The sequence below is a fragment of the Enterobacter sp. DC4 genome (genome assembly GCF_000568095.1).
Taxonomy (GTDB): domain Bacteria; phylum Pseudomonadota; class Gammaproteobacteria; order Enterobacterales; family Enterobacteriaceae; genus Enterobacter; species Enterobacter pseudoroggenkampii.
Window position 1 is genome coordinate 24,587 of sequence record NZ_AZUB01000001.1, and the last position, 21,676, is coordinate 46,262.

At 55.5% G+C, this 21,676-nt stretch carries 17 protein-coding genes; 2 read left to right on the top strand and 15 right to left on the bottom strand.

Annotated features, from left to right (window positions below; translation table 11 throughout):
• Window positions 1-17 precede the first annotated feature (17 nt).
• The 8 genes from P349_RS23825 to betI form a co-directional block, all read right to left on the bottom strand.
• A complete protein-coding gene (locus P349_RS23825; protein WP_032649646.1) occupies window positions 18-1,712 on the bottom strand; it encodes a thiamine pyrophosphate-binding protein in 1,695 nt (564 codons plus the stop codon).
• Window positions 1,713-1,745: 33 nt separating this feature from the next.
• The gene (locus P349_RS23820; protein ID WP_032649644.1) at window positions 1,746-2,486 is read right to left on the bottom strand and encodes an SDR family oxidoreductase; all 741 of its coding nucleotides are present in this window, start codon (window positions 2,484-2,486) and stop codon (window positions 1,746-1,748) included.
• A 273-nt stretch (window positions 2,487-2,759) separates the two neighbouring features.
• Window positions 2,760-3,407: an anti-sigma factor gene (locus P349_RS23815; RefSeq protein WP_032649642.1), complete on the bottom strand. Its 648-nt coding sequence runs from the start codon at window positions 3,405-3,407 to the stop codon at window positions 2,760-2,762.
• On the bottom strand, window positions 3,404-3,958 hold the full coding sequence (locus P349_RS23810) for an RNA polymerase sigma factor (protein ID WP_032649640.1): 555 nt from the start codon (window positions 3,956-3,958) through the stop codon (window positions 3,404-3,406). The genes P349_RS23815 and P349_RS23810 overlap by 4 nt, the downstream gene beginning before the upstream one ends.
• Before the next feature lie 43 nt (window positions 3,959-4,001).
• Complete coding sequence (locus tag P349_RS23805; protein WP_024906966.1) at window positions 4,002-4,565, bottom strand: fasciclin domain-containing protein; 564 nt, start codon at window positions 4,563-4,565, stop codon at window positions 4,002-4,004.
• 153 nt (window positions 4,566-4,718) lie between these two features.
• Window positions 4,719-6,383 (bottom strand): choline dehydrogenase, encoded by a 1,665-nt coding sequence (gene betA, locus P349_RS23800; protein WP_032649639.1) that lies wholly within the window; start codon window positions 6,381-6,383, stop codon window positions 4,719-4,721.
• Window positions 6,384-6,396: 13 nt separating this feature from the next.
• Complete coding sequence (gene betB, locus P349_RS23795) at window positions 6,397-7,869, bottom strand: betaine-aldehyde dehydrogenase (protein WP_032649637.1); 1,473 nt, start codon at window positions 7,867-7,869, stop codon at window positions 6,397-6,399.
• 13 nt (window positions 7,870-7,882) lie between these two features.
• Complete coding sequence (gene betI, locus P349_RS23790; RefSeq protein WP_032649635.1) at window positions 7,883-8,470, bottom strand: transcriptional regulator BetI; 588 nt, start codon at window positions 8,468-8,470, stop codon at window positions 7,883-7,885.
• 128 nt (window positions 8,471-8,598) lie between these two features.
• On the opposite strand from betI, the gene betT reads away from it, so the two are divergent.
• Window positions 8,599-10,632 (top strand): choline BCCT transporter BetT, encoded by a 2,034-nt coding sequence (gene betT, locus P349_RS23785; RefSeq protein WP_024906970.1) that lies wholly within the window; start codon window positions 8,599-8,601, stop codon window positions 10,630-10,632.
• A gap of 46 nt (window positions 10,633-10,678) precedes the next feature.
• Here the strand turns inward: betT and P349_RS0123960 are convergent, their stop codons facing one another.
• The 7 genes from P349_RS0123960 to P349_RS23760 all read right to left on the bottom strand — a co-directional run bounded on the left by P349_RS0123960 (window position 10,679) and on the right by P349_RS23760 (window position 20,328).
• Entirely contained in the window at window positions 10,679-12,784 is a 2,106-nt protein-coding gene (locus P349_RS0123960) for a prolyl oligopeptidase family serine peptidase (RefSeq protein WP_071995262.1), read from the bottom strand.
• Window positions 12,781-14,913 (bottom strand): peptidase domain-containing ABC transporter, encoded by a 2,133-nt coding sequence (locus P349_RS23780; RefSeq protein WP_032649631.1) that lies wholly within the window; start codon window positions 14,911-14,913, stop codon window positions 12,781-12,783. Before P349_RS23780 ends, P349_RS0123960 begins: the two co-directional genes overlap by 4 nt.
• Window positions 14,906-16,180, bottom strand: a complete 1,275-nt coding sequence (locus tag P349_RS23775; protein WP_032649630.1) for an HlyD family secretion protein — start codon at window positions 16,178-16,180, stop codon at window positions 14,906-14,908. Before P349_RS23775 ends, P349_RS23780 begins: the two co-directional genes overlap by 8 nt.
• 132 nt (window positions 16,181-16,312) lie before the next feature.
• Entirely contained in the window at window positions 16,313-16,555 is a 243-nt protein-coding gene (locus P349_RS23770) for a hypothetical protein (protein WP_032649628.1), read from the bottom strand.
• 140 nt (window positions 16,556-16,695) lie between these two features.
• Window positions 16,696-16,914, bottom strand: coding sequence for a hypothetical protein (locus tag P349_RS0123965; protein ID WP_045909632.1), 219 nt, complete (start codon window positions 16,912-16,914; stop codon window positions 16,696-16,698).
• Between the two features lie 348 nt (window positions 16,915-17,262).
• Window positions 17,263-17,916: an enterobactin synthase subunit EntD gene (gene entD, locus P349_RS23765; RefSeq protein ID WP_032649626.1), complete on the bottom strand. Its 654-nt coding sequence runs from the start codon at window positions 17,914-17,916 to the stop codon at window positions 17,263-17,265.
• Between the two features lie 162 nt (window positions 17,917-18,078).
• Window positions 18,079-20,328, bottom strand: coding sequence for a TonB-dependent siderophore receptor (locus P349_RS23760; protein WP_032649624.1), 2,250 nt, complete (start codon window positions 20,326-20,328; stop codon window positions 18,079-18,081).
• A gap of 144 nt (window positions 20,329-20,472) precedes the next feature.
• Between P349_RS23760 and fes the strand changes: the two genes are divergently transcribed.
• Window positions 20,473-21,672, top strand: a complete 1,200-nt coding sequence (gene fes, locus P349_RS23755; RefSeq protein WP_032649622.1) for an enterochelin esterase — start codon at window positions 20,473-20,475, stop codon at window positions 21,670-21,672.
• The last annotated feature ends 4 nt before the right edge of the window (window positions 21,673-21,676 follow it).

The following is a 21,676-nucleotide window of genomic DNA, read 5'->3' on the forward strand; positions in this document are numbered from 1 at the left end:
ACAGCGTAAACGCGCGGCTAATCCGCGGAAATCGCGATTTCTATCAGATTGGTTTTTCCTGACTGTAGCCCGCGCGCTACCGCTTCGGCGATATCTGCAGCCTCGGTTACCCGGCAGCAGTGGACGCCCATGGCGGTGGCCAGCGACTGAAAATCGATATGCGGGTTCACCAGGTCCATCCCGATAAAACGCCCCAGCCGCGTTGAGCTGTAGTCGGCCTGGCTCTTCATAAAGTTTTTCAGGATGTTGTACTCCCTGTTATTCATGACGATAAAGGTGACCGGCAGATTTTCGTGTGCCGCCGTCCAGAGCGCCTGCGGCGAGTACAGGGAGGCTCCGTCACCTATCAGGCAGACCACCGGCTCCCGTCCGCGTCCCAGCGAGTGCCCTACTGAGGCAGGCATCCCCCAGCCCAGTCCGCCGCCGCGCATAAAGTAGTAGCGCGGGTGCTGCTGGTCGGAAATAAACCGGCGAACGTGTCTGGCCGTTGCAATCGCCTCGTCGACAATCGTGATGCCCGGCGGAACGGATTTTATCACCTCGTAGGCCGCGACCATCGGCGAAATCGCCGGGCGCAGCCGCTCGGCAGCCAGACGTTCTTCCTGCTGCCGCCACTCTTTTTCACGTTCAGCACGTGCCGTTTTGAGCAGCCGCTGATGTGTCAGTTTGCTTGCCACCCGGCGTTGCTCAAGCTTCGGTAACAGCTCCTTCAGGGAGAGTTTGATATCCCCCATCACCGAGAGGCGGGTGGCGTAGGTGCGGCCCAGCTCGTTCATGTCGGCTGAAAGCTGATAAACCGCGCACGAACCCGGGATCGCGTCCCCTTCGCTGTACAAAATAGTGATCAGGCTTCTGCCGCCGATGATGAATACGGCATCGTAGGCATTGATGATGCTGGCGATTTCGCTGGCGGTGGTGGGCATATTGCCCCGCCAGAGCGCGTGCTGAGTGGGAAAAGGCAAATTCAGCGGCCAGGAGGAGCCATAGACGTGGGCGCTGAGCGCTTCCGCCAACTGGACAATCTCCTGCGTCGAGCCGCTGGAGTGCACCTCATCGCCCGCCACAATCATGATCCTGCCGGGCGTAACCTGGCTCAGTTCTTCGGCCAGTTCGTCCAGCGAGCCCGCCACGGTGTGGTAGTTCACTTTAGAGGCCGTTTGTATCCCGGCGTCGCTGAGCTCTTCCATCACGTTCATTGGCAGAGAGAGCAGCACCGGACCGGCCGGAGGATAGCTGGCAGCGTGAAACGCGCGGCGCACCAGCACCGGGAGCTGGTCGGCGCTGGTGACCTCCTGCGCCCATTTCATGACCGGGGAGCCAATGGAAACAATATCATCATACAGCAGCGGATCGCGGACATAGTGCCGCGTATCCTGCTGTCCGACGGTGACCACCAGCGGGGTTTTCATGATCCGCGAATTAATCAGATTCCCCATGCCGTGCCCCAGACCGCTGGCGGTATGCAAATTGATAAAGCCCGTTTTGCCGGAGGCTTTCGCATAGCCGTCAGCAATCGCCACTACGGTGCTCTCCTGTAGCGCCAGAATATAATGAATATTTTCATGGCGAAGCAGGGCATCAATGAGCGGAAGCTCGGTGGTACCGGGGTTGCCAAAAATATATTCCACGCCTTCACTCTCCAGCACTTCAAGAAGAATATCGGCACCCGTTCGCATATTGAGATCTGATAAGGACGTTAATGATTTAATCATACTGACACCTCATTCAGTATTATTTAATCCAGGCTAAAATTCTTCCTGCGTTGGCCGAACAACAATTTCATTAATATCAACGTTGCCAGGCTGTTCTATGGCAAATAAAACCGCGCGGGCAATCGCGTCAGCCGGAATAGCCTGCTTATAAAACTCATGGAGAAATTTTTTGCTCTCTTCGTCAGAGCTACCGAATTGCAGTTCGCTTTCAACGGCGCCGGGGGAAATAAGCGTCGTGCGGAGGGTTTTACCCGCTTCCTGACGTAAGCCTTCACTCAGCGCGCGGACGGCGAATTTCGTGGCGCTGTACACCACGCCGCCAGGCGCCAGCACCTTGATGCCCGCGACGGAGGCAACGTTAATAAAATGCCCACTGCCCTGACGCTGGAACACCGGGAAAGCGGCAGCGATGCCGTATAGCACCCCTTTCAGATTGGTATCAATCATCTTGTCCCATTCGTCGGTTTTCAGCTCGCTAAGGGGGGCGATAGCCATAAAGCCCGCGTTGTTGATCAGCACATCCACGCGCTGGTAGGCGGCAACGGCAGCGTCAATGGCGCACTGAACCTCTTCCTGACGGGTGACATCGGCCTTAACGGCAATAGCCTTGCCGCCTTGCTGAATAATCTGATCCACCAGGGCATTAATTCTGTCCAGACGGCGCGCCACCAGCACCAGCGAAAACGCGTTATTCGCTAAATGGAGGGCAATCGCCTGACCAATACCGCTGCTGGCACCGGTAATGACAACAACCTTGTTTGCACTATTATTCATGATCTTATCTCGCTATTGAGTGATGCAAAAAATAAAAGGCAGAGAAGCGTTAATGAATAATGACAAATTCATTAACGCGGTTTTGGATATATTGTGTATCGGGAATAAAATGATGTTCGTTTAAAACTTAATGGAGTGCGGGAGAGTCTGTCAATGTCGTTTTTTTATAATTAAATTAATTACAGGCTTAATATTTAATTCTTATAGGTAACCGATAATAGTATATAAATGAAATGGGGTCACGATAGCGGCCCTGCGAACAGGGCCTGAGGATTACAATTTGCCACTGTAAAGCACCGGGCCAGTGGGAAGTCCAGTGGGCGAGCCGCCCTCTGGTTCAAGGCTTATGGCTATCGTGGCGTCAGGTGGAAGCGTTGTGTTCCTGAGAGTGACGCGTGTGGGGATGTCGTTATGCAGCAGCCCCATGGATACCGGCGCCTGCCCGCCTGGGATCAGCCAAAGCTGCAGGCTGTGTTGCGCCGCGACGGCCGTTGGTCGAAGAGGGGCAATGCTCAGGTGTTGACGGCTGGCGTCCGCGCTGACGACCCACTGTCCGTGCTGTTGGGTATCGTTGAGTACCATCAGCGGAGCGAGTTCCGGGGTACGGATGGCATACCAGGCAACGACCGACAGGGCGGCGAGGGAGGCCGCAGCCATCCAGCCGACATAAGGCCGACTTTTGCGTAAAGGCTTTTTGGGCGGCAGATCGAGGGCGATTCTCTTCCACACCGTCTCGGGTGGAGGGACGGGCACAAGATGACTATCCAGTGTGCTGAACATGTCCTGCCAGTACGCCACGCGGGCGGCCAGAGCGGGTTCATGGAGGACCCTTTTCTGGAACTGAAGCCGCGCTCCTCCCCGCAGCGTGCCGAGGGCATACTCTGCTGCCAGCATGTCGTCGCGTTTTTCTGCGTCATTCATAGCCCGACACACTCCCGAAGATGGTCCATTGCCCGACGTATCCAGCTTTTCACCGAGCCCAGAGGCTGCTGGAGCCAGTCGGCAATGTCGCTGTGAGACATTCCCTGATAGTAGGCGAGCGTAATGCTCTGGCGCTGTTCGCTGCTCAAATGTTCGAGACACTGCCTGAGCCGTTCTGCCTGCACATCGTCGTGCCAGTTATTCTGCTCATCGTTCTCGCAAGGCAGAATCGCGTCGTTATACGCCGTCTCGCGGTCGGCAGCGCGGGTTTGCCCGCTGCGCAGCCAGTCAATACAGCGGTTGCGCACAATGTGCGTAAGCCAGGTCATCGGGGAGCTCAGTGCAGCGTTGTAGGTTTCGGCTTTACTCCAGACGGTGATAAAACAGTCGTGAAGGATCTCTTCTGCCCACGCGCGGTCACGCAGCATGCGCAGCGCGACGGCAAACAGGTGTGGCGACGTGAGTCGATAAAGTTGTTCAAATGCACGGCGATCGCCGTTTGCGACCGCCTGCATTAATTTCAGTTGCTGTTCAGCCAGCGCGTTATCCATGTTTTTCCCGGAAGGCAACGTCACACTTCCGAAGTATAGACAACTACTTAGGCATCAGGACGGTATCAATCACATCGATCACACCGTTTTTTTGATGAACGTCATAGGTGCTAATGTTCGCCACATTGCCTTTACCGTCCTTAAGCTGAATATTGTGCGGACCGTTGCTCATGATCCACAGCGGCTGACCGTTAACGGTCTTCAGCTCCGCGTGGCCGCCGCCCTGTTTAATTTTCTGCTCCAGCGCTTTCATATCGTAATTACCGGCGACCACGTGATAGGTCAGGATGCTGGTGAGCGTGGCTTTGTTTTCGGGTTTGACCAGGTTCTCGACCGTGCCGGCAGGCAATTTCGCAAACGCCGCATTGGTCGGCGCAAACACGGTGAACGGCCCTTTGCTCTGAAGCGTATCCACCAGTCCTGCCGCTTTGACGGCGGCTACCAGCGTGGTGTGATCTTTCGAGTTTATGGCGTTTTCAACAATATTTTTGCTCGGGAACATTTCCGCTCCGCCCACCATCACGGAGCCTGACGTCATGGCGGCTGATGCGCCTGCACAGAAGAGTAAAGCGCTGGTTACGAATGCAACACGGGTTAGCTTTTTCATCATCTTTCCTCGGATTGGGGAGCAAAGGGGTTGCTCACAGACTCATATACGAGAGGCGGGGGGAAACTGGATGCAGGTAAATAAAAATAAATTTTTGAAGAGGGGGATCCCCTCTCCCCTATGGGGAGAGGGCCAGGGTGAGGGGAAATATCCTCAGCGGCGAACCGGCGCTCCGTTCGCCACATAATACGCCGCCGTGCTCTTCGCCAGCGGCTCGCGTTCGCGAATGGCGTCGGCAATCTTTTCGCCGATCATAATGGTGGTGGCGTTCAGGTTGCCGGTGATGATCTGCGGCATGATCGACGCATCCACCACGCGCAGGCCTTCCAGTCCGTGAACGCGGCCTTCACCGTCAACCACTCCCATCTCGTCATAGCCCATCTTGCAGGTGCCGCACGGATGGAAGGCGGTTTCGGCGTGGTTGCGCACGAACTCGTCCAGCTGCTCGTCGGTCTGGCATTCGATACCCGGGCTGATTTCGCGCCCCCGGTATTTGTCCAGCGCGGGCTGGTGCATGATCTCGCGGGTGATGCGGATCGCGTCGCGGAACTCCTGCCAGTCCTGCTCGTGGGACATATAGTTGAACAGGATCGCCGGATGCTGGTGCGGATCGCGGGACGTGATACGCACGTGCCCGCGGCTTGGCGAACGCATGGATCCGACGTGGCACTGGAAGCCGTGCTCTTTTACCGCGTTCGAGCCGTTGTAGTTAATCGCCACCGGCAGGAAGTGGTACTGGATGTTCGGCCATTCAAACTCTTCGCGGCTGCGGATAAACCCGCCCGCTTCGAAGTGGTTGCTCGCGCCCACGCCGGTACCGCCAAACAGCCACTCGGCGCCAATTTTCGGCTGGTTCCACCACTGCAGGGCAGGGTAGAGGGAGACCGGCTCTTTGCATTCGTACTGGAGGTACATCTCCAGGTGATCCTGCAGGTTTTCGCCCACGCCGGGCAGATCGTGCACCAGCGGGATATCGAACTGCTTCAGCAGGTTAGCGTTGCCCACACCGGAGCGCTGGAGGATCTGCGGAGAGGCAATCGCCCCGGCGCTCAGCAGCACTTCTTTTTTTGCCGTCGCTTTGGATGGGATGGTGCTTTCACCCTCCAGCCACTCGACGCCCACCGCGCGCTTGCCCTCAAAGAGAATGCGATCGGTCATGGCGTGGGTGCGGATGGTCAGGTTCGGACGCGGTTTCGCCTGGTCCAGATAGCCGCGCGCGGTGCTGGCGCGTCGGCCCTGCGGCGTGACCGTGCGGTCCATCGGGCCGAAGCCTTCCTGCTGGTAGCCGTTGAGATCCTCGGTGCGCGGGTAGCCCGCCTGCACGCCCGCCTCCACCATTGCCTCAAACAGCGGGTTCACACCCGGTTTCGAAGTGGTGACGCTCACCGGACCGTCGCCGCCGTGGTAGTCATTCGGCCCCACGTCGCGCGTCTCTGCCTTGCGGTAGTAGGGCAGGCAGTTGAGGTAGCTCCAGTGCTCCAGACCCGGCTCTTTTGCCCAGTGGTCGAGGTCCATCGCGTTACCGCGGATGTAGCACATGCCGTTGATCAGCGACGAGCCGCCCAGCCCTTTGCCGCGCCCGCACTCCATGCGGCGGTTGTTCATGTGCGGCTCTGGTTCGGTTTCGTATGCCCAGTTGTAGCGCTTGCCCTGCAGCGGGAACGCCAGCGCGGCGGGCATCTGGGTACGGAAGTCAAAGCGGTAGTCCGGTCCGCCTGCCTCAAGCAGCAGGACGGTGGTGTTCGGATCTTCAGTCAGTCGTGTAGCCAGCACGTTGCCGGCAGAACCGGCCCCGATAATGATGTAGTCAAATTGCAAATAAACCTCCCGGTTAAAATATGGACTGGAATTTACCCATCTCAACCTGGATGGACTTCACCTGGGTGTAGCTCTGCAGCGTCATGACGCCGTTCTCGCGGCCAATGCCGGAGTGCTTGTAGCCGCCGACCGGCATCTCTGCGGCGGATTCACCCCAGGTGTTGATCCAGCAGATGCCCGCCTCGAGCTGATGAATGGCGCCGTGGGCGCGGTTCAGGTCGGCCGTGACGATACCTGCCGCCAGCCCGAAGTCGGTGTCGTTGGCGCGGCGAATCGCTTCTTCGTCGGTGTCATAAGTGAGGATGGACATCACCGGGCCGAAGATCTCTTCGCGCACGATGGTCATCTCGTCAGTGCAGTCGGTGAACACGGTCGGGGCCACCCACGCGCCGTTATCGAAGCCTTCGCCCTTCAACGCGTCGCCGCCGCACAGCACGCGCGCGCCTTCCTCTTTGCCTTTGGCGATGTAGCGCATCACGCTTTCGCGGTGCGGGAAGCTGACCATCGGACCAAAGTTGGTAGCTTCATCGATCAGATCGCCCGCGCGGATGCGGCCCACGCGCTCGACGATTTTCTGCTCAAACGCGGCTTTGAACTTGGCCGGAACAAACACGCGGGTGCCGTTGGTGCACACCTGGCCGGAGCTGAAGAAGTTGGCCATCATGGCGATGTCCGCCGCGAGATCCAGATCGGCATCGTCGAAAATAATCAGCGGCGATTTGCCGCCCAGCTCCATCGTCACCTCTTTCAGGGACGAGGCCGCGGCATTCGCCATCACCTTTTTGCCACTGGCGACGCCGCCGGTGAAGGAGACTTTGGCGATGCACGGATGCTCGGTCAGGTACTGGCCGGTCTCCGCGCCCACGCCCGGCAGGACGTTAAACACGCCGTCCGGCAGGCCCGCTTCGGTGTAGATCTCGGCCAGTTTCAGGGCGGTGAGCGGGGTCACTTCGCTCGGCTTGAAGATCATTGCGTTGCCCGCCGCCAGCGCCGGGGCCGATTTCCACAGGGCGATCTGGATCGGGTAGTTCCATGCGCCGATACCCGCCACCACGCCCAGCGGCTCGCGGCGGGTATAGACGAATGAGGTCTCGCGCAAGGGGATCTGGCTGCCTTCCAGCGCCGGGATCAGACCCGCGTAGTACTCCAGCACGTCCGCACCGGTGACGATATCCACGCTTGAGGTTTCGGAATACGCTTTACCGGTGTCGAGGGTTTCCAGCTTTGCCAGATCGTCGTTGCGCTCGCGCAGGATGTCGACGGCGCGACGCAGGATGCGAGAGCGCTCCATGGCGGTCATCGCCGCCCAGACTTTTTGCCCGCGCGTTGCGCTTTCAACGGCGCGATCGACGTCTTCGCGCCCGGCGGCCTGTACGGTCGCCAGGACTTCACCGTTGGCCGGGTTGATGGTCTCGAAGGTGCGACCGCTGGTGGCCGATGTATAACCACCATTGATATAAAGCTGCTGTTCTGCCATTCGGGACATAAATTCTCCTCGGTTATTCGGTCGGTAAATGCTGGCTGATAAAGTGGCTGGTCAGTGACTGGGCCAGGGTCTTATCCAGCGGCTTGCCGCTTAGTGCGGCGCGCAGCCACAGCCCATCGATCAGCGCCGCCAGGCCGAAGCCCGCCTCTTCGGCCTGTTCGCGCGGCAGTTCGCGGCGGAACTCGTACACCAGGTTCGACAGCAGGCGGCGGCTGCTTACCTGCTGCAGGCGGTAGAGCATCGGCTGGTGCATGCTGCTTGCCCAGAAGGCCAGCCAGGCCTTCATTGCCGCGCCGCTGGTCTGGGTTTCATCAAAATTGCCGCCGACAATCGCCTGCAGGCGCTGCTCCGCGCTGGCGTCCGGCAGGGCGCGTAAGCGGCTCAATACCGCGTCGCGCAGCTGGCCGGTGATATCGCGCATGGTTGCTTCCAGCAGACCGTTTTTGTCTTTGAAATAGTGACTGATGATCCCCGTGGAAACGCCCGCCCGACGGGCGATCTGCGCGATCGTCGCGTCATGCATTCCCACTTCATTTATTGCTTCCAGCGTGGCGTCGATAAGCTGCCTGCGCCGGATCGGCTGCATCCCCACTTTGGGCATTTTTGCCACTCCATTCATCAGCGTTGGTTAACCATTAAAGCGGTTTTTGATTGGACGTTCAATATAAAATGTGTCTTAATTGTTGCGGATTTGGATTTTAATAGTTACAAAAACAGTGGGGATACTGGATGACAGACCTTTCACAGGACAGAGAAAAAGACAAAATCAACCCAGTCGTTTTTTATACGTCTGCCGGGCTGATTTTGTTGTTTTCCCTGACAACGATCTTCTTTCGCGATTTTTCTGCCGAGTGGATTGGGCGCACCCTGAACTGGGTGTCGAAGACCTTCGGTTGGTACTATCTGCTGGCGGCGACGCTCTATATCGTCTTCGTGGTCTGCATTGCCTGCTCGCGCTTCGGTTCGGTGAAGCTCGGGCCTGAGCAGTCAAAGCCCGAGTTCAGCCTGCTGAGCTGGGCCGCAATGCTGTTTGCCGCGGGCATCGGCATTGACCTGATGTTCTTCTCCGTGGCGGAACCGGTCACGCAGTATATGCAGCCGCCGGAAGGGGCAGGGCAGACGATGGAGGCCGCGCGCCAGGCGATGGTCTGGACGCTGTTCCACTACGGCCTGACCGGCTGGTCAATGTACGCCCTGATGGGCATGGCGCTGGGATACTTTAGCTATCGTTATAATTTGCCCCTCACCATCCGCTCCGCGCTGTACCCGATTTTCGGTAAAAAGATCAACGGCCCGATTGGCCACAGCGTCGACATTGCGGCGGTGATCGGCACCATCTTCGGTATCGCGACGACGCTCGGGATTGGCGTGGTGCAGCTCAACTACGGGCTGAGCGTGCTGTTTGATATTCCGGATTCGATGGCGGCGAAAGCGGCGCTGATTGCGCTCTCCGTCATTATCGCCACCATTTCGGTTACGTCGGGCGTCGATAAGGGCATCCGCGTGCTCTCCGAACTGAACGTGGCGCTGGCGCTGGGCCTGATCCTGTTCGTGCTGTTTATGGGCGACACCTCGTTCCTGCTCAATGCCTTAGTGCTCAACGTGGGCGACTACGTAAATCGCTTTATGGGCATGACGCTGAACAGCTTCGCCTTCGACCGCCCTGTAGAGTGGATGAACAACTGGACGCTGTTCTTCTGGGCGTGGTGGGTGGCGTGGTCGCCGTTTGTCGGCCTGTTCCTGGCGCGCATTTCACGTGGCCGCACCATCCGCCAGTTTGTGATGGGCACGCTGATCATCCCGTTCACCTTTACGCTGCTCTGGCTGTCGGTGTTCGGCAACAGCGCGCTGCACGAGATTATCCACGGCAATGCTACCTTTGCGCAGGAAGCGATGGCGCACCCGGAGCGAGGCTTCTACAGCCTGCTGGCGCAGTATCCGGCGTTCACCTTTAGCGCCTCCGTGGCGACTATTACCGGCCTGCTGTTTTACGTCACCTCGGCGGATTCCGGCGCGCTGGTGCTGGGCAACTTCACTTCGAAGCTGAAGGACATCAACAGCGATGCCCCGAACTGGCTGCGCATCTTCTGGTCCGTCGCCATCGGCCTGCTGACGCTCGGCATGCTGATGACCAACGGCATCTCTGCGCTGCAGAACACCACGGTGATCATGGGGCTGCCGTTCAGCTTCGTTATCTTCTTCGTGATGGCCGGGTTATATAAGTCCCTCAAGGTGGAAGATTACCGCCGCGTCAGCGCCAGCCGCGACACCGCACCGCGTCCGATGGGCGCGCAGGACCGGCTGAGCTGGAAGAAACGTCTGTCGCGCCTGATGAACTACCCGGGCACGCGCTACACCAAACAGATGATGGAGACGGTCTGCTTCCCCGCCATGGAAGAGGTAGCCCAGGAGCTGAAGCTGCGCGGCGCCTACGTGGAGCTGAAAAACCTGCCGCCGGAGGAGGGCGAGACCCTGGGGCACCTGGACCTGCTGGTGCACATGGGCGACGAGCAGAATTTTGTCTACCAGATCTGGCCGCAGCAGTACTCGGTGCCCGGCTTTACCTATCGGGCGCGCAGCGGGAAGTCGACCTACTACCGGCTTGAGACTTTCCTGCTGGAGGGTAGCCAGGGGAACGATTTGATGGACTACAGCAAGGAGCAGGTAATTACGGACATTCTGGATCAGTATGAACGGCATCTGAACTTTATCCATCTGCACAGGGAAGCGCCGGGGAATAGCGTGATGTTCCCGGATGTTTGAGTCATTACGTGTATGAATGACAGGGCACCCGTAACGGGTGCCGCTATCATCTATCCTGAACGTGAAGACCGGTTTTCCAGATAAAGAAGCTTACCGTGTCGACTAATTTTGAATCGGCCTCGGCATAGGTTGCCGCACTGTGTCCTCCCTGACGGTAAGCCAGAACCAGCACGCTGCGCGGCGAGCCTATTTCCTCTAAACGGGCGGCGAATTTTGCTGTTTGCCACGGGGAAACGCGCTGGTCATGCAGGCCTACGGTTAACAGGACGGGAGGATAACGTTTTTCAGGTACCAGATGCCGGTAAGCATCTATTTTCAGTAAGTTTAGCCTGCCAGACGGCGTCAGCGGCGATCCCAGTTCGTCATAGTTCATCACGCCTATCGGAATGTTATCCAGTCGGCTGGTATTCAGCATCCCGGCGTCTATGGCCACTGCGGAAAACAGTTCCGGGCGACGGGTCATCGCCATACCCACGATAATTCCCCCCGCGCTTTCACCCCCGATTGCCAGTTTTGACGGTGAGGTGTAGCGACTGTCGATAAGATATTCCGCGCAACGGATAAAATCGGTAATGGAATTTTCTTTCTTATCTGCTCTTCCTGCTTCGTGCCATTCAGGGCCCATTTCACCGCCTCCGCGTACATGCGCGATAGCGAGAATACCGCCTTGTTCCAGCCAGAGCAGACGGGTCAGATCGAATGAAGGAAACGTACTCACGCCGTACGCGCCATAAGCCGTCAACCAGGTAGGGACCGAACCATCGCGCGCAATGCCTTTACGGTATATGAGGGTCAGTGGGACGCGAATATTCTCTGCTGTAGTGATCCATTTTTCTTCCGTTACATAGTCTGTCAGGGGCTGGCTTAACGGCGGTATTAACTCTGTTTTCTGGATAATGTTATCTGCAGGTTGATAATGATAAATGACGGGGGGCTTCAGCCAGCCCTGGCGGGTAAAGAGAATGTCCTGACTATCGCTGCTGGCAAATATCGCACTCACGTCTTCATCTGCAGGGACCGGAATTGCCTGGTGGTGACGGATATCAGCAAACGGAATACGCATGAATTTACTGCTTCCGGCGTTATGATAAGCAACATAAAGTGAATCCCTACTCAGGCTTAATTGTGTTAACTCTCCGTTCGACCAGCTCATCACGGGTTCTTTGGTGGAGGCAGGAGCCGCCAGATTGATGCGTGAAATATCATAGCCTGAGGAGGCGTTATAGCTCGCCAGATAAATCCACTTCCCGGAATAAACAAAGGCAGAAACATTTTTATCGGTATCAACAATTTTGTTCCAGGTGAGTGTGCTTTTGTCATCCGGGTCTTTTTTAGCGGCAAAAAGGTAGCCTCCATAACCACTGATGGATTTTGAAACGTTAACAATCAGATATTCAGAATCAGGAGAGGTGTACAGATTAACGTTTTCGCAGGCTTTTTGTGCGAGTTCAGGGAGCGTGCGCCAGTCAAGCGTCATAACGTCTCTGTCGTGCCCTATACGATGGAGGTAGACCTTGCCGCAGGTTTGTCGTCCTGAATCCTGAGTGATGGTGTTGAGACTATAATAAAAGGACTGATTATCCGCGGCCCAGACAACGCTGGGATAGCGAACGTCGGGGATATGCGTATCTAATACGACATTATCCACAACCCGGATAACGGTAATTCTCGTGCTTTCAGTCCCGTTTCTTGAGAGCCCAAAAGCCACATAGCGACCATCATGTGAAGGGCTAAAAAAATTAATCCCATAGCCAACAGGCGGATCAATGAGCACCCGTTCCGGTTTGCTCTTCTGTCTTACAAACAGCCGCAGGTATGGGTGTTCGACCGTTGAGCGTAGATAAAAACGATTTTGTCCCGCATCATAAATATCAGAAATAGTGGGGGCCGTATTCTCCAGCTCGCTTAACCTTTTCGCCAGCGTGTTTCTCCATGGAAGGGCCTGGAGTGTCTTAACCGTCTGGTTTGAGCGTTGATTTAACCAGCGAGCAGTCTGTTGGGGGTGAGTTTCCATCCAATGATAAGGATCCATGCCGTCCTCATAGGGATTTTCGTTAGCATGAGCGAAAAAGAGACAGCCGAAAAATGCGAGGATCGTAATAATTATCTGCTTGCTGATAGGTTTTATTCTCGGTATCAGGCAATGTTTCATTTCTGGCTGGGCTCATGTTGTTCTGTTAGTGGCGTTAGTTGAATCACACGTTCAGCGGATGCGATAGTTGATTTTCTGTGCGCGATGATAATGCGTGTGATGTTTAACTTTTTGATGGCTGCATTGACATAGCTCTCACTCTCTTCATCCAGCGCGCTGGTCGCTTCATCCATAAATAATATTCCGGGTTTGCGATATAGCGCGCGCGCAATAAAGAGTCGCTGTTTTTGTCCACCTGATAATCCTTCACCGAGTTCACCAATTAGGGTCTCGTATCCCATAGGCATTTTTATAATCACGTCATGGATATAGCTGGCGCGGGCGCAGGCTTCCATCCACTCCTTATCGCCTTTGTCATCAAAGCCACAAATATTTTCCCTGATTGATCCAGAGAACAACTTATCATCCTGCATAACGCAGCCGATAATTTTACGATAGTTGTTTAAACCCAGCTGCTGAATGTCATAACCGTCGATTGTGACGGAGCCCGAAAGTGGTTCAAATAACCCACAAAGTACTCTCATAAGCGTGGTTTTCCCCGCTCCTGACGGTCCTGTAATCGCCACGCTTTCACCTGCTGAAACCTTGAATGAGAGATTGCGAAAAACATCAGCGGAATGCTCGTCATAGCGATAGCTCAGCGCATGGGTTTCAAGAGTAACAGGTTGCATGGTATTTATGATTTCTCTGTCAGGCTTTTTCATTTCTCTTACGTTAAGCGCAATATCGGATACGCGTTCGTTATGAAGATGCATCATGCGCAACTTCATCAGAAAATTTGTCAGTGACCAGATTCTGTCGGCAAATTGTTCTCTGAACACGCCAAAAGCGATGAACATCCCAATTGTCATCGCGTTTTCTATGATGAGTTTTGAACCCAGCCATAACATTGTTATTTGTTCGCAGGCAATAATAAAAGCGTTTACCCCACCAAAAAGCAGATCCATTTTGGTGATTTTTATCTCTGTATTGATCGTGTCAATTTCCAGATTTAACCAGTGAGTGCCGCGTCTCTCACTCAAACCCTGCATTTTTACGGTCGCGATACCGTACAACGTTTCCATGAAATAGGACCGGGTGCGGGCATCTCTGATGAGGGTTTCTTCCGATAACTCGCGATAGGTACTGTAGGTCATTAGTCTGGTCAGAACATACAGCGCAGTAAAGCCTATGACTACGCCAGTCAGCCAGCCGCCATAAAGTATCATCATCACGATGACACCCATCATCATGGTTCCATCGATAAATGCCCCAATGATGCTGCTGGTAAAAGTTTCCCGAAGCGTGTTCAGTGATCCAAAGCGCGACTGAATATCGCCCAGCTTGCGCCGCTCAAAATAGCTTAGAGGCAGCCGCACGAGATGGGTAAAAAGCCCGGACTGCCACTGCACATTGATAAGCGTCGTCATTATCAGCGAGGACCATGAACGTAAAGCACTCAACGCCACGCGCAGTAAAGTAAAGAGAAACAGGCCGATACAAATCACCGTTAACAAGCCCATATCTGCGGCGGGAATAGCATGATCCAGGGCGAGTTGAGTGCCTATCGGTATAAGCAGGTTGATGGTTTCAATAATGAGCGAATAGAAAAATATTTTGCCTAACATTCCCTTAAGGCCGTGCACCTTCGCGGCCAGGGACCTCAGGCTGAACTGATGGCTTGTTGGCTGTGCGGCAAATGTACTTCCGGGCCATACTTCGAGCGCTATGCCGGTGAAGTATTTCGACATCTCCTCCATACCTACTTTTCTTCGCCCCCGAGCGGGGTCGTGAAGTATGGCTCGATTCTGCTTCACGCTGACGAGTACCACAAAATGGTTAAAATCCCAGTGCAGGATGCAAGGAGTCTTAAGCGCGCTGAGTTCATTGAGATCGAGGGATAAACAGCGTGTTGCGAGTCCAAGTTGTTCAGCAATTTGCGTCATGCCTGCCAGTGTGGTGCCCCGTGCCGACAGGTTAAATTGTTGACGCAGGGCGATGAGGTTGCTCTGTTTGCCATAGTGGCTACAGATCATCGCGAGGCAGGCCAGGCCGCACTCTGACGATTCCGTCTGGTGGACCAGCGGAACCCGGGAGCGCAACTGGAGATCCAGCTGTTCGATGAGGGTTTTAAGAGAGCGTTTACTCATTTACCGGACCCCCGGCGCTATTTTTCATATCGTAGAAGGGTGAAAGCATCCACTGGTAGATTTTTCTTTTTTCCAGAAATAAGGTGCTTTGAGCCTGCATACCATTGCCTAAACTCAGACGTTTGCCCGCATAGGCAATGTTTTGTCTGTCAGGCCTGATAATAATTTTGTAGTAAGGGGCGGCCCCGGGTGAGGTCGCTTTAAGTGCCCCCTGGTAGGTTTGCATCTCCTGAGGGGAGGCAGGGGAACGTGAGATGACCGCAATGGTGCCGCCAAACATGCCAAATTTTTGTGCTGGAAACGCCTCATAGCGGATGTTTACCCGGTCGCCAGGAGAAAGGTAGGGGACGGCATCATTAGGCACCCAGGTGACAAGAGAAAAATGATCGATAGTCAGAGGGATAATTTGCAGGAGGCTGTCGCCAGGTTTGATCATTTGACCAACCGTAACGCTCAGGGAGTCTACCCGCCCGTCAGCCATTGCCCGGATGACAATTGCGCCCCCGGCATCAATATTCAGACGCTCTTTTTGCAGCTCGTAACGCTGAAGCTCCATTTGATGGATCTGATTATCGAATTCGGCAGCCTGAGTTTGAATCTGACTTTCGAGGGTGGTCACCTGCAACGCGTTCTGATCGCTTTGAGCAGACAAATTAAGCATGTTATTTTGTCGCTCGTAGTATAAGGCTATCTGGTTTATCAGCTGATCCTGCGTAATAAGTCCGCGCGCTTGATAATGCCGATAGTTTTCCATGTTCGTTTTCATGACGCGAATGCCTTCCTGGGCTTGTGCGATTATGTCTGAGGATCGTTTGAGGGCCACACTGTATTGCTCTTTTTGTTTTTTTAGCATTTCCAGGGTGTTTCTTTTATTCTCCTGAAGAAGATCCGTGATTTGAGCAATACGTGTAAGTTGGTTATCGACATCCATTCGCTGGTTATCGCTCACAACACCGCTACGCGTGCTTTTACTGACATCTATCATGTAGATAGCATCGCCTGTTTTGAGCAGTTGACCTTCAGTGACAAACTGTTTAACCACAACGCCCTGGACACTGGCATACACATTTGATGAGCGGGGATACGTGGATATCTCACCCATCACTGTGATCCTTCTTGTGTAGCTGAATGTCAAAATAAAAACGATAAAGGCAATAATAAAAAAAACAGATAATCCGGCAACAAGCCAAATCGGAATGCCAGGCAGCAATAAGGCCTTTCCCTGCCATCGCATTTTTTTGTGTTCAACCGCTTGTTGGCGATACACGCATGCTATTCCTTTTGTAAAACGAGTTTATGAGATTTAGCCTGATTCCAGGCGACAATTTTAGCTGAATGGCGCCTGGTTATTCCGCCTGTTCCAGAACGTTCACATACTGTCCTGGTCATTAGCTTTCTGTCAGTAGTGCTGACCCCGCAAAGATTCAGCCATCCTTACCGTTGCGTCCGTCATGTCCACCGGGGCCTCCTTTGCCTCCTTTCCCCCCTTTTCCGCCGGGACCACCGTTACCGCCATCTCCTCCGTTACCCCCGCGCCCGCCATTGCCGCCGTTGCCGCCATTACCTGAGCCACAGGTGCCACCGTTTCCTCCACGGCCTCCGTTCCCACCGGCGCCCCCGTTGCCGCCATTACCGCCGTCACATTGTGATCCTCCGGAAATAAGCTGCATCTCAGAATTCAGTAGTTCTCGCATTTTCATCTCCTGATGAAATAAGGCCATCCTTTACGATGGCCCACAATGACAATATATCGTGAGCCGTCGTATTTGCTTTTATGGGTGATTAACGGCGACCGCCATTATTACCACCGCCGCAGTTTCCGCCATTACCGCCGTTGCCGCCATTACCTCCGCGACCGCCATTACCGCCATTGCCACCGTTACAGGTTCCGCCATTACCACCACTGTTGCCGTTGCCATTGCCACTATGATTACCGTTCCCGTTACCAGCACCAATTCCACCAGCGACACTGCTCATTTCATTTTGGTTTAATTCACGCATTATACTTTCCTTAGTGATATTGAGTTAATGTAAAACAGCGAAAGCATAATGTTCCTAAAGTTATAAAATTGAAATAATTTATTTTGTGTTTATTGATTTTTTTATCTTAGCATTTTTGATCTGGCTCGAGGTTTTATGGCTGAGTTCTGTTATGAAAAAACCTGCTCGCATACTTTTAAAAGCTCAAGGAAGATTTTGGTGGCTATTATAAATGGTAGGGAGGGGCTTAACATTTTTTTTCTGGGGGTGTACGTTTATTTGATTGGTGGCTATAGGGGAAGATGGTTTTGTTATTATTCATCTGGTATTAATTAAAACTAAATTGCTGGAGCAATAAACAGGACAGCATTATTCCTGAACGACAATCAAGGTATATACCTCTTCATTAACACGTTGCCAGGCGAGGCTAAAGCATTTTCCCTGCTGATAACGGCCCGCCGGATGGCTGAGCGTCAACGCGATAGTTTTCTGATTCAACGCAGTGACCCGTACACAGTCGAATCCCATGTAGTGCCTTGCCGTAGGGAACAGGGCTTTAAACAAACTTTCCTTGGCGCTGAATGCAAGCGTCAATGCCAGCGCAAAGGGGTAGCCCGAACGCTTCAGGCACATCGCTTCCTGTGCATCAATGATGCCGTCCTGGATTTCGCGGGCTTCACGGTCAGGAAGAATGGCTTCGGAATCAATACCCACAAGCGCATCTGGATGACGGACGGCAAGCGCCATCGCCTGCGTGCCGCTGTGGGTGATGCTTCCTGAAACGCCTTCCGGCCAGAGCGGTTCACCGCTGGGGCCGATGCCGGGCACGATGTGGTCAGGTAAGGCATGGGCGGCGGCGATGCGGCCTGCCAGATGCTCGGCTTTGCGTTTGCGCCCGGCGTTTGAAAGCTCAGCGTTGTGGGGGAGCCAGAGGAGATCGGCGTCGGTGAAGGTGGTTGGGTCGAAGGTAACGTGGTGGACGGTGTGGCCGGCGAGAATGAACGTGCTGTGGGTGGTGTGCATGGTTTTTTCCTTCAGAATTGTGCGGCCTGATGCCCTCACCCCGGCCCTCTCCCACGGGGAGAGGGAGCAAACACTAAAAACGGCAACAGGGTTGCCGTTTTGCTTTCACCTCGCCCTCACCCCGACCCTCTCCTACAGGGAGAGGGGGAGTTACTGCCTGTATCAGAAACGCGTATTCACGCTCATGTACCAGGTGCGACCCGGTTCATTATACGTATACGCACCCGCACCGTACATATACGCACCGGTGGTGGTGTTTCCGGTTGTCTGGGCATTACCCGCGCGCCACTGGCGTTTGTCAAAGACGTTGTCCACGCCGCCGGTCAGGCTGACGTTTTTGGTCATGTCCCACGTCGCGCTCAGGCCAACGATGCTGTACGGACTGACTTCGTCTTTTTCAGATCCGGTCACCGGCTGACCTTTGTAGTTGTACTTCTTCGGCTGCTGCTTGCCGTACCAGGTAAAGGTCGACTGGAGCGACACGTCCTGATGCACCTGCCAGCTCAGGGTTGAGTTCAGCGTGTACTCCGGAATGATCGACAGACGGTCGCCGGTCTCCTTGTTCTTGCTCTGCAGCATGTAGGTGATGTTGTTGGTCCAGTTAATCGTGTCGCTGACCGGCACGTTCAGGGAGCCTTCCAGACCTTCAACCACCGCCTTCGGTACGTTTTCCCACTGGTAGATGTCGGTCTGCACTTTACCGGAAGAGGTGTGACCAATCGGCGCGTAGCCCGCTTCAATCTTGTCGCGGTAGTCGTTGCGGAACCAGGTGACGCCCGCCAGCCAGCCGTCGCGCTTCCACTCCAGACCAATCTCTTTGTTGATGCTGGTTTCGGCCTTCAGGTCGTCGTTACCCATCATGTAGCAGCCCACGCCGTCGGAGCTTGCGTAGCAGCCCTGGCCTTTGCTGTAGAGCAGGTAGTTCGGGTTGGTCTGGTACAGGCTCGGCGCCTTATAGGCACGCGCGATCCCCATCTTCAGCGTGAAGTTATCCCCCAGACCCTGCGACAGGTTAAGTGACGGGCTCCAGTTGTTGCCGACGATGGTGTGATGGTCGAAGCGCAGGGCAGGGGTCAGCATGGTGCTGTCGGTCAGCTCCATGTTGTTTTCGGCGAACAGAGAGAAAATCTCTGCCGAGGTATAAGGGCTGCGATCGTTACTCATTCCCGGGATCGCGCCGCCCTGCTGGGTTTGGGTGAAGGAGGTCGAGTCCTTCATGCGCTGCTGGTTCCACTCGGTGCCGAGCGTCAGGTTCTGGTTAACGATGAAATCAATCGGCAGGTTGATTTCACTGTGCAGCATCACGTCGGCCAGATCGGTGTCGGTGAATTTATTACTGTTGAACAGACCTTCCAGACCGCCCGCCAGCCCCTCTCCCAGACGGGAGTTGCGGGTGTGCTCGTACTGCGCCCAGTTGCTGGTGGTAATGCCGTTATCCCAGCCGCCGTTCCAGGTCACCGCGAAGTTCTGGCGATAGATGCGGTTGGTCTCTTTGCCGTAGTTCTTTTTCACCAGACCGCTGGAGCTGTTGTCGTTGTTGGTGTTCTGCGTGTCGCCTGCGTAGAGGTTATTCTGACGGCTGTAGCCCGCCTCAAATTCCAGAGACTGCATCGGCGCAAAGTCCCAGCGCACCACGCCGTTGATGTCTTTATTTTCCACCCCTTCACGGCCCGCGGGCAGCGTGTCGGCGTAGGCACCGGTTCGGTCAGACTGGTGACCCTGGTTGATGTCCCACGCGTCGGCCTGGGTTTTGTCCAGATTGCCGTACATGCGGAAGCTGAAGTCGCCGCCCAGCGGGCCGCTCAGGCTAAAGTTGGTGCGCTTGGTAGACCCTTCATCCTTGTGCTCAGGCGCATTCAGGTAGGTGTTCCAGGAGCCGTGCCACTGGTCGTCGAATTTTTTAGTGATGATGTTGACCACGCCGCCTGCCGCGCCGTTGCCGTAGCGCGCGGCGGCCGGACCCCGGATCACTTCGATGCGCTCGATCATCTCCGGCGGCACCCAGCCGGTATCGCCGCGCGTGTCACGCTCGCCGCGCCAGCCCAGACGGATGGAATTACGGCTGGTGACCGGCTTGCCGTCGATCAGGATCAGGGTATTTTCTGGCCCCATGCCGCGGATATCAATCTGACGGTTATTCCCGCGCTGGCCGCTGGTGGAGTTACCGGTCAGGTTAACGCCTGGCATGGTGCGGATGATTTCCGCCACGTCCCGCGCGGGCGGGTTTTTACGGATCTCATCGGCGGTGATGGTCGATACCCCTGGCGCCTGCAGATTCTGCTCGGCGGCGGTGATCACCATCGTGTCTTCGTGCTGCGCAGAGGCGGTGCTGTCGTCTGCCAGAGCGGGCAGCGCGACGCCGTAAATCCCTAAATTGACCAGCAAGGCCAGAGAGTGAATCTTCTTATTCATTGTACGTCCTGCTTTTGTGGTTGTTTTATGAGCGCTTCCCACAGCGCGGGCACTACGCTATTGCAAATGCAAATAGTTATCAATAATATTATCAATAAAATTTGCTCTGAAACAAAAAAGACTGTTAAACATGAGGTTATAAGGGTGACGGCGTTAACAACGGGAAGTGAAGCGTGGTGGCAGTCGAAAAACGGGCCTGAATGGAAGCCGGAAAAGGGAAACTATCGCGTCACGTTCTGGTGGCGTGACCCGGCAGGAACGCAAAGAACGTCACCGATCAAACGCGTCTGGCTCTACGTCACCGGCGTGACCGATCACCACCAAAATGCCCGCCCGCAATCTCTTGAGCGCATCCCGGATACCGACGTCTGGCAGTGGCAGGGCGAGTTCAGCCCCGAGTGGCGCGGAAGCTACTGTTTTATCCCTTCCGTGAATGAAAACGATTTTGCCAGCGTAGTGTTTGAAGGCGAGCAGCCGGAACGCATGGCGCTGCGCGAAGGGTGGCGCAAGCTGCTGCCGCACGCGGTGTCTGATCCGCTGAATCCGCAAAGCTGGCGCGGCGGGCGCGGTCATGCCGTCTCGGCGCTGGAAATGCCGGGCGCGCCCGTTCAGCCGGGGTGGAATCATCCCGATACGTCGTATCAGCCGCCAGTCTGCATTGAGTGGGAAAGCGCGCGCCTGAACAACCGCCGCCGCGTCTGGATTTTCACCAGCGGGGACGATAACCCGGAACGCCCGCTGGCGGTGCTGCTCGACGGCCAGTTCTGGGCCGAAAGCATGCCCGTCTGGCCTGCGCTGGCGTCGCTCACCAGCGAGCGCAAACTGCCGCCCGCGGTCTACGTCTTAATCGATGTTATCGACATGGAGCATCGCAACCGCGAGCTGCCGTGCAATCCCGATTTCTGGCTGGCGGTGCAGGAAGAACTTCTCCCCCTTGTCCAGAAACACGCGCCGTTCAGCGACCGCGCCGACCGTACGGTGGTGGCAGGCCAGAGCTTTGGCGGTCTCGCGTCTCTTTATGCTGGCCTCAACTGGCCGCAGCGTTTTGGCTGCGTGCTCAGCCAGTCCGGATCCTTCTGGTGGCCACACCGCGGTGGGCAGCAGGACGGGCTGTTAATCGAACAACTTAAAGCCGGTGAAATATCCCCTCGCGGGCTACGCATCATTCTCGAAGCCGGGCGCAACGAGCCGCTCATCTTCCGCGCGAATCAGGCGATTTACGCCGAGCTGCACACGCACCAACCGGTTATCTGGCGTCAGGTTGACGGCGGACACGATGCGCTTTGCTGGCGCGGTGGGCTGACGCAGGGGCTGATGACCCTCTGGCAGCCGCTAATTCACTAACGGA